Origin of the sequence: Tenggerimyces flavus (assembly GCF_016907715.1) — a bacterium.
Classification (GTDB): Bacteria; Actinomycetota; Actinomycetes; order Propionibacteriales; family Actinopolymorphaceae; genus Tenggerimyces; species Tenggerimyces flavus.
Genome location: NZ_JAFBCM010000001.1, coordinates 2,038,162 through 2,050,621, shown reverse-complemented (window position 1 = coordinate 2,050,621; position 12,460 = coordinate 2,038,162). Strand labels below are relative to the sequence as shown.

The window sequence follows — 12,460 nt, the reverse complement described above, 5'->3', positions numbered from 1 at the left end:
GACGCGTTCGTGGCCCGGGGCGACCTACGACCACGAACGCGCGTTCGTCGGCTACGCGTCTCCGCGCAGCGCGTGGGTGAACTCTCGTACGTCCGCGAGCTGCTCGAACCGCCACACCAGCGCCGCTACGTCGCGTGCGCGGGACGGTGAGAGCACGCCCGACGCGAGATCGAGGAACTTCTCCGTCAGCTCGTCGTCGCTCATCGGGTTGTCCGGCGTTCCGCGGTTGTAGTCGGCGACCTGGAGCAGCACCCGGCCGTCGCGCAACCTCAGCTTGACAAGGGCGGAGTCCTTGTCCCAACCCGGTTCCACCGTTACCGAAACGCGGTCCCGGACCAACGCCACATCGGCGGCAGCCACGCGCTCGTCGGTGAACTGCGACAGTCTCGCAGCACCGTCGAGCAGGGCGACCGCGACGCAGTGGTTGATGCTGAACCGGCCCTCGAGCCCGTTCTTCGGCCGGGCGTTGCCGGTCGTCGAGATCACGTAGTCGTGCGCCTTGATGTCGACGCGCTCGACGTCGTCCGAGCTGATCTCGTACCGGCGCCGCAGCTGCAGCAGCGCGTCGATCACGGGGTGCGTCAGCGTGCCGCACGCGTACGCCTTGAAGCCGTCCTCGAGCAGCAGCCACCGCGACCCGAGCTCGGTGATCACCCGCGAGGGGTCGGCACCGTGCGCGAGAACGTCGAGGAAGCCTCGATGCGCTTCGAGAATGTCCTCCGACGAGGTGTAGCCGTGCTCGGCGAGGTGCGCCGCCAGCAGCCCGTCCATCGCGGCCTTGCCGGGGTGCAGCGCCTTGCCCATCGTTCCGTAGACGGCCTTCAGGCCGGACGCCTGCGTGCCCGCGCTGCCGAGCGCCGCCACGACGCCGGCGGTGTCGAGCCCGAGCGCCCGCGCGGTGGCAGCCGCGGCACCGAGGTGCCCGACCGTTCCGGTGGCGTGCCAGCCGAGCGCGTCGTGCAGAACGCCGGCCGCGAGCGCGACTCGGATCTCGACCTCGAACCCGGCGACGAACGCGAGCAGTGTCTCGATTCCGGCCAGCGATCGCGCGTGTCCGGTCGCGAGCACTGCCGGCCACACCGGCGCGCTGCCGTGCACCGCGGTCCGGTCGGGGTCGAACGTGTCGTCGTAGTCCAACGCGTGCGACGCCACCCCGTTGGCTAGGGCGGCGAACGGTCGGGTCAGCTCGCCAGCGCGGCCGACCACAGGGCTGTCGCCGGGTCCGGCGAGGGAGAGGCCCACGTCGTACGCGATCCGCGCCGCCTCGGTCCGGCTGCCAGCCAGCGCGACGCCGGCCCAGTCGAGCAGGGTGCGCTTGGCCTGGTGGACGACGGCGTGCGGCGTACTGACGGCGTCGAGGTGGGACACGAAGTCGGCCAGGCGTCGGGTCGCGTTGATACCCGACCTCGCTCCCGCTCCTGGTACGACGACCAGGTGGGGGACGGCCGATCCTGCTGTTGCTCCTGCTGCGTTGCGGGTCATTTCTCTGTCCTCAACTCGCCTTTGATGCTGAGTCCACTACCCATCGTGCGCTTGTTGGCGCACCGACGCGAGCACATTCCCCTGCGCGTGGCGTTCCCGATATGCGGGAAGCCTTGCTGCATTGTGAACAGAGTAAGAATTCTTCGCCTGTGAGCGCAAGTGCGGCGGACGATCACGCCCGAATCAGGACAAAGATCAGCCGGCCCGGTCGCACCGCGACCGGGCCGGCTGGTGAAACGGGGGCTACTTCAGCTGATTCAGGAGTGCGGAGACGAACGCGGGCAGGTCGGCAGGCGTCCGGGACGTGATCAGGTTGCCGTCCTCGACGACCTCCTCGTCGACCCAGGTCGCGCCGGCGTTCTTCAGGTCGGTCTTGATCGACTTGAACGAGGTCACGGTCCGACCGCGCACGATGTCCGCCTCGACGAGCATCCAGCCCGCGTGGCAGATCGCAGCGATCGGCTTGTTCGCCTCGTGCACCGCTCGGGTGAGCGCGACGAGCTTCTCGTCCGTCCGTACCTTGTCCGGGGAATAGCCGCCGGGAACGACGATCGCGTCGAACTCGTCCGCGGAGACCTCGCTCGAGCCCTGGTCGACCGAGGCCTTGGTGCCGTTCTTGCCGGTGAGCTCCTTGCCGGCTTCCATGCCGACGATCACGGCCTCGTGCCCGGCCTCGCGCATCTTGTCGTACGGGACCTGGAACTCGCTGTCCTCGAAGATGTTGTCCATGATGAAGGCGACCTTCGCCATCGTCGTCCTCCTCGGGTCCGGGTTGTCGACACTCGTCGCCCTACCCCCGAACCGGGCAGGTACGCAAGACCCCAGAGGTCTCTCGGACCGTCATCTTTGGGCGCAGCCGACCCTGAAGCCGGTTCAGGGTCGGCGCGCCAAGTCCGTGACTACAGCTGGCCCCGCCGCCGGAGGGTGGTGAGGCAGTACAGGCCCACCGGCAGCTGCAGCCACAGCGTCGCGAGCCGGAACAGACCGACGGCCGGGATCGCGACACCGAGGGAGACACCGGCCGCGCCGAGCGTCGCGACGAGCGCGGCGTCGACCGTTCCCAGTCCGCCCGGGATCGGGATCGCGTTGCCGGCCGTGCTTCCGATCAGCAGCACACACGCGGCACCGAGCAGCGGGAGCTCGCCGCCGAACGCGTGCACTGAGGACCACAGCGCGCCGACCAGGCCGACCGTGATGACGATGGAGCCGGCCACGGACAGTGCCGCCTTGCGCGGGTTCTTCGCCATCGCGCGGATCGAGCGGGTGAGCTCGTTCCAGAACACCTTGACGCGCGCCTGCAGTACCGGCGAACGGCGAAGCACGATCGCACCGGCCAGGGCGAGCACGACGACCGCGCCGCCAACGATCATCGCGATCGGACCGCCCAGCCCGCCGAGCTCGAACAGGTCCTGACCAGCCAGGATCGCGATCGGCGGCAGCAGGATCAGGCCCATCACGAGCTGCACCGACTGCGCCACCGAGACGACGCCGACCGAGGCGACGTTGCCGACGCCGGCCTTGCGGAGGTACTGGACGTTTACCGCGGCCGCACCGACCGCCGCCGGCGAGATCAGCCGGGCGAGTGTCCCCGCGGTCTGGGCGCCGGTCGTGGGCCAGAAGCGCAGCTTGACCGGGCTGGCGCCGATCAGGTTCCAGGCGTTGCCGAACAGCGTGAGCGCCGAGCCGACCAGGGCGAGCAGCGCCCAGCCCCAGTGCAGCTGGCTCTTCCACACGTTCAGGTCGATCAGGTGCCTGTTCAGGTACGCGAGCACGCTCACCGCGCCGACCGCGACCACGAGCAGCAGCAGGTGCTGGAGCTTCCAGCCGAACTTGACCGAACGTTCCTGCTCGGGCGCTGCGACGACGGGCGCTTCGGGCGCTTCCTGGGTGCGCTCGCGCTCGATGGTGGCCGGCTTGGCGTTCGCGGCCTGGGCACGTTCGACCGGCGTGTACTGCGACAGCGTGGTCACCGGTCTCCCCCCATCGGGCTCTGCGCCGCCAGCACCGGCTGCGCTTTCATCTCTATCCCTTCCGAACCCGGCATGGTCGCAGGAAAATCCGTCGGCGCCCACTTGTTTGCCAGCTTCTTACCGAGGACCACCAACGCGATCCCCGCGAGTACGACGTATCCGATCAGCCCGAGGGATCCCTGGACCCGGTGCAACTGCGAACCGGCCAGCGCGCCCACGCCGACATAGACGATCGACCAGCCGACCGCCGCGACGAACGCCCACCTGATGAAGCGGCGGAACGGATAGCGCACGGATCCTGTAACGACTGGGACCAGCGCATGGATACCCGGCATAAATCTGGCGAGCACGATGGCGCGCGGTCCGAAGCGGTTCATGAAGGCTTCGGTGCGCCGCCAGAGCGGCTCCCCGACCTTGCGGCCGAGCCTGCTGCGCCGGATCCGGTGGCCGTACTTGTGGCCGACCCAGTACCCGACGGCCTCGCCGATCAGCGAGCCCACGATGCCCGCCGCGACGAGGCTGACGAGCCTCGCGGGCGTGGTCGCGGTGGTGCCTGCGACCAGCAGCATCAGGTCCCCGGGGATCAGCAGGCCGATGAACAACGAGGTCTCGATCGACACAGCGAGGCAGGCGAGCAGGGCGACCAGCACAGGCGAGAGCCCGAGCAGTGTCGCGTGGATCTCGGTCAGCGTGCCGGAGATCGGCATGCCCCCTCCTTCTCCTCTGGTGCCCTGTTTCGCGCTGGTACCAACCCTGCCGAGGCTGGACGTCCCGGCACATCCGGGAACTGCCCAGAGCGACCCTGGAGCGCCCTCAGGGGCGCGCCGGGGTCCTCCAGTTGCGCTTGGCACACTATTACAGATTGCGGAGTAGTCCGCATTCCCCTTGCCGGCCCGCCCTTCCCCTGTCGCCCTGGCCCGCTGGTGTCAGTTGCTTGGTACCAGAACTGCCCTGTGAGCTTGCTGAGTGGCGAGACGAGCCGGTTCGTCTCAAGGTAGTCGCGGTCCGCCTTCTTGGCAAGACGGATCGGGTCGTCTCGCGACCACGTGCGGTAGCGGTCGACCGGGCGCTCTACCGTTGAGGGGATGCCTCCCTCCCCACCGCGGCCGGCCAGCCTGGCCGACACGTTGCGCGCGCTCTCCGACGAGGAGCTCGTGGCCGTGTTCCAGGCCCGCCCGGACCTGGTGACGCCGTTGCCGCCCGACCTCGACCAGGTCGCGGCGCGTGCTGTCACGCGCAGCTCGGTGGTGCGCGTTCTCGACCGGCTGGACCGGCGTGCGCTGACCGCCGTGCTCGCGCTGGTCCTGCTCACCGGGCGGCGAGAGCCCACCTCGGTCGCGTCGCTCGACGCGCTGATGGGGACGACGGGAGTGCAGGTACGGGCGTTGCTCGCGTCGTTGCGTTCGCTCGCCCTGGCGTACGGGCCGGACTCCGACCTGGCGGTGCCGCCGGTGTTGGCGGAGATCTTCGGGCCGTACCCGGCCGGGCTCGGGCCGCCCGCCGCGGTCGCGCTCGCTTCGGCCGGGCCGGCACGGCTCGCGTTGGCAGAGAAGCTGGCCGATGGCGCCGTGATCGAAGGACTGCTCGACGAGGCTGGGCCGGAGGCGCGGCAGATCGCCGAACGGATGGCCGTCGGCCCTCCGGTCGCCGAGCTCGCGCGGGCCGATCGCGAGCTCACGGTCGAGACCGCACGCAACCCGGTCGAGGCGCTGCTCGCCCGCGGGCTGCTGGCGGCGATCGACGGGCGAACGGTGATCCTGCCGCGCGAGGTCGCGCTGCATCTGCGGGGCGGGCAGATCTCACCGGCCGCGGAGCTGGTGCCGCCGCCGCTCGAGGGAACGACGCGGGATCCAGCTCTGATCTCCCGTACGGCCGCCGGGACGACGCTCGAGGTGGTCCGCCGGGTCGAGGCGCTGTTGGACGACTGGGGTGCCGCGCCGCCCGCGGTGTTGAAGGCCGGCGGGCTGGGCGTTCGCGACCTGCGGCGGGCCGCTTCGCGGATCGGCGCCGAGGAGACCGAGGCGGCGCTGCTGCTCGAGTGCGCGTACGCGGCGGGGCTGGTCGGGCCGACGGAGGACGAGACGTGGCTGCCGACTCCCGCGTACGACGCGTGGTTGGTGCAGGATCCTTCGCGGCGGTGGGCCGTTCTGGCCGCGGCCTGGTTCGGGTCGACGCGGGTGGCGGCGCTGGCGGGAAGCCGGGACGAACGCGATCGGCTGCGCTCGGTGTTATCGCCGGAGCTGGATCGGAAGGTAGCGCCGGAGCTGCGTCAACTCGTACTTGACACGTTGGCTTCTGCCACGCCGGGGACGGGGTTGACGCCGGAGACGGTGCTCGCGGCGGTGCGGTGGCGGCGGCCGCGGCGGACGAACCCGTTCGTGGAGGACCTCGTCCGCTGGACGTTGGCCGAGGCTGCTCTGCTCGGTGTGACGGGATTGTCGTCGTTGAGCGCTCATGGCCGCGCGCTGGCCGCTGCTGGCGATGTGGCTCGCGCCCTGGCTCCGTTGCTGCCCGAGCCGGTCGACCACGTGCTCCTGCAGGCCGACCTGACGGCGGTCGCGCCGGGGCCGTTGCGGCCGGATCTCGCACGCTCGTTGGCAGAACTCGCCGACGCGGAGTCGCATGGCGGGGCGACTGTCTACCGGTTCACGCCCGAGTCGGTGCGGCGGGCGTTGGACACGGGGCGGTCGGCCTCGGACCTGCACGAGCTGTTGGCGCTGCACTCGACGACGCCCGTGCCGCAGCCGTTGACCTACCTCATCGACGACGTGGCGCGGCGGCACGGGCATCTGCGGGTGGGTACGGCTTCTTGCTACCTGCGGTGCGATGACGAGACGTTGCTGTCGACGTTGGTGGCCGACAGGCGAACGGCGCCGCTGCGACTCCGGCGACTGGCGCCGACCGTTCTCATCTCGCAGCAGCCGGTGAAGGTCGTGGTGGACGACCTGCGGGCGTTGGGCTATGCGCCGGTGCCGGAGACGCCGGACGGTGCGTTGTTGCTGTCGGCGCCTCGTTCGGGGCGTGCTCCGGAGCGGCGGCCTCGTACCGGCGTCACCCCGCCGGATCCCGCCGTCTTCGTCGCCGCTGTGCGTGCGTTGCGCGCTGGGGACAGGGCCCGGTCGGCGCGGCCCGAGGGGGCGGTGATCGGGCGGATGCCTCGTACGGCCTCGACGGAGGCTGTGGAGGTGTTGAAGGCCGCGGTGGCTGGCGGATTCTCGGTGTGGATGGGGTACGTGGACCAGCACGGCGGGGCTTCGGACCGGATCGTGGACCCGGTGCGGATCGACGGCGGGCAGCTGACGGCCTTCGACCATGCCGCCGGGTCGCCTCGAACGTTCGCCCTGCACCGGATCACCGGTGCGGCACCGGTGGACTGAGGCCTACTCCTCGCCGGAGAAGCGTTCCCAGGCGCTCTGCCGGCTGATACCGAACGCCTCGCCGATCCGCGTCCACGTGACGCCGCGCCCCCTGAGCGTCTTGACGTGCTGGTCGACGACACGGTCGACCTGCCTCCGCGACGTGTCGAGGCGGACCATGCTGTCGAGCAGCTCCTCGTCGGTCTTGTCGTCGATGGACGGCAACGGCTCACTGCCCAGCTCTTCGGCGATGATCCCCTCGGCGAGCACGATGCACTCGCCACAGATGAACACCCCCGGGCCGGCGACGAGCTTCTGCACCTGGTCCTGGTGTTTGCCGCAGAACGAGCACTGCAGGTAGCTCGGCTTCTTCTCGGTCTTCGTCTCGGTCACTGCCGCCTCCTCGTTCACCGGGTTCCGTCAGGGTTGCCCTGACGTCCCGTCAGGTTAGCCCTGACAGGGCGGCGCGTCAACTCAGCCCGTTGCGGAAACGTGACGCCGGCGCGGGCAACGGATTCGGGCGCGGCCGCATCTCTATGGGTGTGACGCACGAAGCGTCACTTCTCTTCTGGGGGAGGGGTCCCGATGCGCGTAAGCACTCGCATGCGTGCCACCGCCGCGGCCGTCGCCACGGCACTCGCAGTTCCGGTCATCAGCCTCGTCGCCATCGCCACGCCGGCGAACGCCGAGGTGTACAAGGGTGTGACGACCGCGTCGTTGAACGTTCGCTCGTTCCCGACACCCGCGGCCAGGTTGACGGGCACCTGGAAGAAGGACACCAAGGTCACCATCGCCTGCAAGATCCAAGGGCCGGACGTCGACGGCAACCGGTTCTGGTACCGCATCCAGACCGGCAAGAACACCTGGCGCTACGCCGCCGCCCGCTACATCGAGAACGTCGGCAAGGTGCCGCACTACTGCACCCTCGGCCCCGCCGACGGTCAGGTCACGGCCAAGCCTTCGGTCAAGCTCCGCACCGCGCCGAGCCTCGAGGCGAAGGCCGCCGGCAGCCTCAAGTACGGCGCCAAGCTCAACGCCATCTGCAAGGTCAACGGCGACGAGGTCGACGGCAACGAACGGTGGTACCAGCTCTACGACGGCCGTTGGGTCACCGCCCGCTACATCAAGAACCTCAACGGCCTGGTGCCGGAATTCTGCAAGTAGACAAAGCGAAACCCCGAGTCCCTCGACCAGTCCATGGTCGAGGGACTCGTGCTTTCTACCCCTTCGTGCACAGCGGGAAACTCCGTCCAACCTTTCTTCAGGGCGGTGCGTCTCAACAGGCGAAGTGCTCACCGCAGGGAGTGAGCCGGGGGGATCAGGAGCCCACAGAAATGTTCGAGCACCGTCGTTTCAAGGTCGCCGCACTCGCGATCGCGACCGCCATCGCCGTTCCCGCGGTCAGCATGATCGCCACCACCAGCGCGCAAGCAGGTGGCGGCGAGGCCAAGTACCCGGGCGAGGTGATCGCCAAGACGCTGACCGTTCGGAGCCACTCGACGACGCATGGAAAGAACATCGGGACGGTACGCAAGGGGAACGTCCTCAGCATCGCGTGCAAGGTCGACGCCGTTCCCGTGGACGGCAACCGCCGTTGGTACGCGCTGAATGGCGGCGGCAGCGTTCCGGCCCCGCTGGGTGAAGAACCTGGGCAAGACGCCGGAGTGGTGCGGCGGTCGCTGGTGGTACCAGGGCACGACCACGAAGAAGCCGTCGGTCAACCTGCGTCAGGGGCCGGGCAGTAGCACCAAGCTGGTCGGGAAGCTCGCGTACGGCAAGACGGTCGAGATCATCTGCAAGGTGAACGGCCAGGAGGTCGGCGGCAACCCGCGTTGGTACCAGCTCGAGGACGGCCGCTTCGTCGCCGCCCGCTACGTCAAGAACCTCGTGGGTGACATCCCGCCGTACTGCAACAAGTAGCGACACAAGCGATCGAAAGTCCCCTGGCGAGAATCTCGCCAGGGGACTTTCCCCTTTCGAGGCAACGCTTTCGAGCGAACGAGCATCTCTGTAGATGACACCGCTCACCACAGAAGTGAGCCTGGGGGACAGGGAGCTCGACATGTTCCAGAATCGTCGCGTACGCACCATCGCACTCGCCATCGCCACCGCCGTTGCCGTCCCGGCCGTCGGCCTCACCGCCGCGGGCGTCGCCCAGGCAGACAACGAGACCAAGGCCGCGCCGATCTACAAGGGGAAGGTGATCGCGAAGAAGCTCATGCTCCGCACCCACCCCACGACAGCGTCGGCGACCGAGGGCTTCTACACCAAGGGCGAGGTCGTCAACCTCAGCTGCAAGGTGAAGACGATCTCCGTCGACGGCAACCGTCTCTGGTACCGCCTCGCTTACCTGCAAGGCGGTTGGATCTCCGCCCGCTACGTGACGAACGTCGGCAAGGCGCCCCGGTGGTGTGACCCGGACGCGTACTTCGCCAAGGGCAGCACGACCAAGAAGCCCTCGGTCAACCTGCGCAGCGGCCCGACGAACAAGGCCAAGCTGGCCGGAAAGCTCAAGTACAGCACGAAGGTCCACGTCCTCTGCAAGCTGAACGGACCCAAGGTGGGCGGCAACCCACGTTGGTATCAGCTCACCGACGGTAAGTGGGTCTCGGCCCGTTACGTCAAGAACGTCGGCAAGGCACCGAGGTACTGGGACGAGCCCTGGCTCTGAAGTCCAGCATGAACCACCAGCGAAAGTCCCCGGCGAAATACCGCCGGGGACTTTCCCTTTCGGCCAACCTTTCCTGCCCAGGAGGCGTCTCCCTAAGAGAAGCGCTCACCAGAGGGGGTGAGCCGAGGTCCTGGGAGACCAAGAAATGTTGAAGAACCGTCGATTCCGCGTGGCCGCGCTCGCGATCGCCACCGCCATTGCCGTTCCCGCGGTGGGCTTTGTCGCTACGTCGGCGAACGCCGAGACGTCTGCCGTGAACGCCACGTACAAGGGGAAGACCATCGCGCAGGTGAATGTGCGATCGCACCCCACGACGGCGGCCAAGAAGATCGACAGCCTCAAGAAGAACACGACGTTCGAGATCCAGTGCAAGGTCACGGGACCGAACGTCGACGGCAACCGGCGTTGGTACCTGTTCGAGCGAAGTGGCAAGCCCGCTTACGGTTGGGTCGCCGCCCGCTACGTCAAGAACGTCGGCAAGGCGCCGCAGGAATGCAAGCTGGGCCTCCCCGACAGCAAGGTCGTCGCCAAGCCTTCGGTGATCCTGCGCACCGCGCCGAGCACCAAGGCGAAGAGCGCCGGCACTCTCAAGTACGGCGCCGAGTTCCACACGATCTGCAAGGTGAACGGCACCAAGGTCGGCGGAAACCCGCGCTGGTACCAGCTCTACGACGGCCGCTGGGTCCCCGCTCGTTACGCGAAGAACATCAACAGCATCGTGCCGGAGTTCTGCAAGTAGTCAGTCCCGTTCCGGGCAAAGTCCCTTGGCCAAAGAAATGGCCAAGGGACTTTCTCCTTTCCACCAACTTTTCCGGACGGGTCCGCATCTTTATGGGCAGAAGCGCTCACCGCGAGAGGTGAGCCGGGGGGACCAAGGAGTCCGAGAGATGTTCCAGCACCGTCGCGTCCGCGTCGCCGCACTCGCCATCGCCACCGCCGTCGCCGTTCCAGCCGTCAGCCTGATCGCCACCACCAGCGCCCAAGCCGGCGGCGGATACGAGGAGCATCCCTACAAGGGCAAGGTGATCGCCAAGACGCTCACCATCCGGTCGCACCCGACGACCTACGGGAAGCGCCTGGGTACGTACAAGAAGGGCGAGACCGTCAAGATCTCCTGCAAGGTCGAGGCGGTCCCGGTGGACGGCAACCGCATCTGGTACAGCACGCCGAAGGGTGATGTCGCGGCCCGCTACGTCACGAACATCGGCAAGGCGCCGCAGTGGTGCGGAGGACGCTGGTGGGACTGGGCCAAGGCGGTCGGGAAGCCGTCGGTCAACCTGCGCAAGGCACCGACCAGCAAGTCGAAGCTCGTCGGAAAGGTCAAATACGGCAAGCGAGTCTCCATCATCTGCAAGGTGAACGGCCCGAAGGTCGGCGGCAACCCGCGCTGGTACCAGCTCGAAGACGGCCGCTGGGTCGCCGCGCGATACGTCCAGACCGTTGGCGACTGGATTCCCCAGTACTGCAACAAGTAACCGGCACCACCCAGAGTTGCGGGCTCCTCGGTCGCTCCCGGGGAGCCCGCTTCGCCGTTGCAGCGAACGTCGGCGCGATCTAGCGCAGGCCGAGCACCGCGGCGTCGGTGAGGCCGCGCCAGATCACGCCGACTTCGGCGAATCCGCCAGCCCGCAAGAACTCCTGGTGCCGTTCGACCGAGGGCATCGACTCCGACGAGTGGCTGCCGGAGAAGACCTCGTCCCGCTCGGCCACCGCGTCCGCGAGCTCGGGGTGCTGCCGGAGCTCCGACCACCAGGCGTCCCACGACAGCACCCCGGAGTCGGCGTACAAAGCCTCGCGGCGGATCCGGCGCAGCTCGTCGACGCGCTCGCTCACCGTCGGCAGGCCCGGGTCGACCATGTGGTCGGCGTTGACGAACACGCCACCGGAACGGACGACGCCCGCGAGCTCTCCATACAAGGTCCCGATCCGTTCCTCCGGCAGCCAGTGCAATGCGGTCGCGGTCAGCACCGCGTCGACCTCACCACCGGGAACGGCCTCGCGCACGACCTCCTGCCAGCCCGGGATGCCGAGGTCGGCCGCCACGATCCGCACCCGCGAGTCACCGGAGAACGTGCGCTCCGCGATCCGCAGCAACGCCGGGTCGAGGTCGAGCGCCACGCTCGTCGCGTCCGGTAGCCGCTCGAGCAGCCGCCGGGTGATCGACCCGGTCCCGCAGGCGAGGTCCAACACGCGCGGTTTGGTCCCGCAGACCGCCTCCACCACGTCCAACATCGCGGCGAAGCGTTCCTCCCGATCGGGCAGATAGGCCGCTTGCTGCTCGTCCCAACCGCGCTGGATCTCGTCCCAGTCCGCCGACAAGTCGCCCTCCGTAAGAGTCAGGTCCACATTGATGATGGTTACACGCTAGCGTTGGCAATGTAAGGTGCACAAGTGGACTTTCTCCGTTACGCAGAGTGGGCCGCTGAGTTGATCAACGCGCCGCTCGAGGACGAGGATGACCTGCGGTCCCTGCTGACGAGCCGACCCTGGCTCGCCGAGCGGGTCTCGACCCGAGATGTCGTCGCGCTGCGCAAGCTCCAACGCGAGCTGCGCCCGGTGTTCGAGAGCGGGGTCGTCGCGCACGAGCGACCCGAAGAGGAACGCCAGATGGTGCAGCGGATGAACGAGCTGATGGTGCGACATCCCGTGTCGCCGTTCATTTCCGGCCACGACTCGACGACCTGGCATCTGCACGTCGCCGAACGCGAGTCGTCGGTCTCGGAGACGATCGCGGCCGAGGGCCTGATGGGGATGGCGATCGTGCTCTGCGACCTCGGCGCGGACCGGTTCGGGGTGTGTCAGGCGACACCGTGCACGAACGTTTTCGTTGACACGTCACCCAATCGTTCGCGGCGATACTGCTCCGAGCGCTGCTCGTCCCGGGCGAACGTCGCGGCGTTCCGCGCCCGCCGCCGGGCGGCCCGTGTGGAGGTCGGCGTAGGCGCCGGTTTGCGCGAGGCTGGACACTAGAGGTCTGCGTT

The 12,460-nt window shown here is 68.4% G+C and carries 13 protein-coding genes and 1 pseudogene; 8 read left to right on the top strand and 6 right to left on the bottom strand.

Features of this window, described 5'->3' with window-relative positions; translation table 11 throughout:
• Positions 1 to 51: 51 nt before the first annotated feature.
• The 4 genes from JOD67_RS09485 to JOD67_RS09470 form a co-directional block, all read right to left on the bottom strand.
• Positions 52 to 1,482, bottom strand: a complete 1,431-nt coding sequence (locus tag JOD67_RS09485; RefSeq protein ID WP_205117062.1) for an MmgE/PrpD family protein — start codon at positions 1,480 to 1,482, stop codon at positions 52 to 54.
• A gap of 243 nt (positions 1,483 to 1,725) precedes the next feature.
• Positions 1,726 to 2,232 (bottom strand): type 1 glutamine amidotransferase domain-containing protein, encoded by a 507-nt coding sequence (locus JOD67_RS09480; RefSeq protein ID WP_205117061.1) that lies wholly within the window; start codon positions 2,230 to 2,232, stop codon positions 1,726 to 1,728.
• 149 nt (positions 2,233 to 2,381) lie between these two features.
• Positions 2,382 to 3,452 carry a lysylphosphatidylglycerol synthase transmembrane domain-containing protein gene (locus JOD67_RS09475; protein WP_205117060.1) on the bottom strand — a complete coding sequence of 357 codons (1,071 nt, stop codon included), beginning with the start codon at positions 3,450 to 3,452 and terminating at the stop codon, positions 2,382 to 2,384.
• On the bottom strand, positions 3,449 to 4,159 hold the full coding sequence (locus JOD67_RS09470; RefSeq protein WP_205117059.1) for a DedA family protein: 711 nt from the start codon (positions 4,157 to 4,159) through the stop codon (positions 3,449 to 3,451). The genes JOD67_RS09475 and JOD67_RS09470 overlap by 4 nt, the downstream gene beginning before the upstream one ends.
• Positions 4,160 to 4,537: 378 nt before the next feature.
• Between JOD67_RS09470 and JOD67_RS09465 the strand changes: the two genes are divergently transcribed.
• Entirely contained in the window at positions 4,538 to 6,829 is a 2,292-nt protein-coding gene (locus JOD67_RS09465) for a helicase-associated domain-containing protein (RefSeq protein ID WP_205117058.1), read from the top strand.
• Between the two features lie 209 nt (positions 6,830 to 7,038).
• Here the strand turns inward: JOD67_RS09465 and JOD67_RS39975 are convergent.
• Positions 7,039 to 7,165 (bottom strand): annotated as a pseudogene (locus JOD67_RS39975) (ClpX C4-type zinc finger protein); the annotation flags it as partial.
• Between the two features lie 228 nt (positions 7,166 to 7,393).
• On the opposite strand from JOD67_RS39975, the gene JOD67_RS09455 reads away from it, so the two are divergent.
• The 6 genes from JOD67_RS09455 (at position 7,394) to JOD67_RS09430 (ending at position 10,954) form a co-directional block, all read left to right on the top strand.
• Positions 7,394 to 7,972 carry an SH3 domain-containing protein gene (locus JOD67_RS09455; protein WP_205117057.1) on the top strand — a complete coding sequence of 193 codons (579 nt, stop codon included), beginning with the start codon at positions 7,394 to 7,396 and terminating at the stop codon, positions 7,970 to 7,972.
• A gap of 170 nt (positions 7,973 to 8,142) precedes the next feature.
• Positions 8,143 to 8,553 carry a hypothetical protein gene (locus JOD67_RS39970; protein WP_239556678.1) on the top strand — a complete coding sequence of 137 codons (411 nt, stop codon included), beginning with the start codon at positions 8,143 to 8,145 and terminating at the stop codon, positions 8,551 to 8,553.
• Positions 8,447 to 8,728, top strand: coding sequence for an SH3 domain-containing protein (locus tag JOD67_RS09445; protein WP_307782731.1), 282 nt, complete (start codon positions 8,447 to 8,449; stop codon positions 8,726 to 8,728). The genes JOD67_RS39970 and JOD67_RS09445 overlap by 107 nt, the downstream gene beginning before the upstream one ends.
• Positions 8,729 to 8,870: 142 nt before the next feature.
• A complete protein-coding gene (locus tag JOD67_RS09440) occupies positions 8,871 to 9,479 on the top strand; it encodes an SH3 domain-containing protein (protein WP_205117054.1) in 609 nt (202 codons plus the stop codon).
• 145 nt (positions 9,480 to 9,624) lie between these two features.
• Positions 9,625 to 10,218 carry an SH3 domain-containing protein gene (locus tag JOD67_RS09435; protein ID WP_205117053.1) on the top strand — a complete coding sequence of 198 codons (594 nt, stop codon included), beginning with the start codon at positions 9,625 to 9,627 and terminating at the stop codon, positions 10,216 to 10,218.
• A 148-nt stretch (positions 10,219 to 10,366) separates the two neighbouring features.
• A complete protein-coding gene (locus JOD67_RS09430; protein WP_205117052.1) occupies positions 10,367 to 10,954 on the top strand; it encodes an SH3 domain-containing protein in 588 nt (195 codons plus the stop codon).
• 79 nt (positions 10,955 to 11,033) lie between these two features.
• Here the strand turns inward: JOD67_RS09430 and JOD67_RS09425 are convergent, their stop codons facing one another.
• Positions 11,034 to 11,825 (bottom strand): class I SAM-dependent methyltransferase, encoded by a 792-nt coding sequence (locus JOD67_RS09425; protein ID WP_205117051.1) that lies wholly within the window; start codon positions 11,823 to 11,825, stop codon positions 11,034 to 11,036.
• Positions 11,826 to 11,870: 45 nt separating this feature from the next.
• On the opposite strand from JOD67_RS09425, the gene JOD67_RS09420 reads away from it, so the two are divergent.
• Positions 11,871 to 12,449 (top strand): CGNR zinc finger domain-containing protein, encoded by a 579-nt coding sequence (locus tag JOD67_RS09420; RefSeq protein WP_205117050.1) that lies wholly within the window; start codon positions 11,871 to 11,873, stop codon positions 12,447 to 12,449.
• Positions 12,450 to 12,460 lie beyond the last annotated feature (11 nt).

Excerpts from the sequence above, each read along its gene's own strand:
- JOD67_RS09485 (WP_205117062.1), bottom strand. The coding sequence starts at position 1,482 with ATGACCCGCAACGCAGCAGGAGCAACAGCAGGATCGGCCGTCCCCCAC.
- JOD67_RS09480 (WP_205117061.1), bottom strand. The coding sequence starts at position 2,232 with ATGGCGAAGGTCGCCTTCATCATGGACAACATCTTCGAGGACAGCGAG.
- JOD67_RS09470 (WP_205117059.1), bottom strand. The coding sequence starts at position 4,159 with ATGCCGATCTCCGGCACGCTGACCGAGATCCACGCGACACTGCTCGGG.
- JOD67_RS09465 (WP_205117058.1), top strand. The coding sequence starts at position 4,538 with ATGCCTCCCTCCCCACCGCGGCCGGCCAGCCTGGCCGACACGTTGCGC.
- JOD67_RS09455 (WP_205117057.1), top strand. The coding sequence starts at position 7,394 with ATGCGCGTAAGCACTCGCATGCGTGCCACCGCCGCGGCCGTCGCCACG.
- JOD67_RS39970 (WP_239556678.1), top strand. The coding sequence starts at position 8,143 with ATGTTCGAGCACCGTCGTTTCAAGGTCGCCGCACTCGCGATCGCGACC.
- JOD67_RS09440 (WP_205117054.1), top strand. The coding sequence starts at position 8,871 with ATGTTCCAGAATCGTCGCGTACGCACCATCGCACTCGCCATCGCCACC.
- JOD67_RS09435 (WP_205117053.1), top strand. The coding sequence starts at position 9,625 with ATGTTGAAGAACCGTCGATTCCGCGTGGCCGCGCTCGCGATCGCCACC.
- JOD67_RS09430 (WP_205117052.1), top strand. The coding sequence starts at position 10,367 with ATGTTCCAGCACCGTCGCGTCCGCGTCGCCGCACTCGCCATCGCCACC.